Raw genomic sequence first — 1,259 nt, 5'->3', positions numbered from 1 at the left:
CAAAATAAGCTAATTCACGTTTGTTTAAAGATTTTAGAAAGGTTCTTACTCTGCTCATTTTGATATTGTGGGCAACGGTAAGTATATGCAAAGTAGGCGATTGCGGTCTTCAAACTTATCAAACCGTTACAATCTTGAAGCGGGCTGCAACCGTTGAATTTACTACTGTCTCGCCTATTTTGTATATACATTGTTAGCCATAGTTTTCAGTTCATCAAGCAAATCATATTTCTTTTTATGTTCAGCCACTTCAATTAATCTATCTATAATCTGTTTTGTTAAATCCATGTGGGACTTTAAAAATAAAATTAAATCTTCATTTCTATCTGCATTTAACAAACCAAAAGGGTAATAGTCATTTTCAGATTTCTGCCAAGGCTTAAGATTACCATATTTTGGATTCGGCTCATGTAACTTCAAAATCTTATTCTCCTTTTTTTTGATTTGCTCATTAAACCAATCGTCAAAACCTATTCCTTGGTCTTTCAAAAGTTTTTTATTGTCAACATCTCCAATTCCGCCAAAGTCGATTAGTCTATTTTTGTGATAAATCAATGTTAGCCCATGTTCTTCATCCGTGCAAAAGCTAAAATAAAGGCTATAATATGATACACCGTCTGCTTTATCATAATGAATACCAATCGAATCAATCCCTAATGCTTTATCTAACTCTTGATAGTTTGAAATCTTAGGGTATGAATGTTCATTTTCTGAATCGTCCTCCCATTTTTCGATGTAATGAGGCCAAATAACATTTATCAGGTCATTATAGATGGTTTTTAGTATTTCATTTTGATTTTCTAAAATCCAATTAATAGCTAAAATCTGTTCAGGAGTAGGGTCTGGATTTTCTGTGTGTTCGTCATAAATTGTCAATGGAACCATTCCTTTTAACAATTTTTCTTTATGTGGTTGATGAATTTCGTACTTGTAAAATCTATCTGAATTCAATTTAGATATTTCGTCTAAATATAAATCAACTTTCCATTCTCCACTAAAAGTAAATTTATCCATTCTGTTTTCTGTTAATTCACTCAGTCTCGTTCGTTCAAATTATGGCTAACGTTGATGTGTAAGGATAGTTGCGTGTTTAAGCAACTAACTTACAAAAATGGAACGAACCAGAGGAAAATCCGTAGGATTTTCCAAGTAGGCAAGAACCAAGCAATTATTTTTACACGGCTTAAGTTTACAATCTGTTAATTTTAAAGTATTAATCAGAAAGAACAAAAGAGAGAAATAAGGTTATGTTATACGGT

Annotated in this window: 1 protein-coding gene; it reads right to left on the bottom strand. The window is 31.9% G+C overall.

Going from position 1 to position 1,259, the window contains the following annotated elements; all coding sequences use genetic code 11:
• Nucleotides 1-174: 174 nt before the first annotated feature.
• A complete protein-coding gene (locus ICJ85_RS16090) occupies nucleotides 175-1,014 on the bottom strand; it encodes a DUF6985 domain-containing protein (protein WP_188224818.1) in 840 nt (279 codons plus the stop codon).
• Nucleotides 1,015-1,259 lie beyond the last annotated feature (245 nt).

This window comes from Aestuariibaculum marinum (assembly GCF_014596975.1).
In the GTDB taxonomy this organism is placed as follows: Bacteria; Bacteroidota; Bacteroidia; order Flavobacteriales; family Flavobacteriaceae; genus Aestuariibaculum; species Aestuariibaculum marinum.
Note: the sequence above shows the minus strand (reverse complement) of the source record. Positions and strands in the feature narration are given on the sequence as shown.

Bases quoted from the DNA above. Each gene is read 5' to 3' on its own strand.
- ICJ85_RS16090 (WP_188224818.1), bottom strand. From the start codon at position 1,014: ATGGATAAATTTACTTTTAGTGGAGAATGGAAAGTTGATTTATATTTA.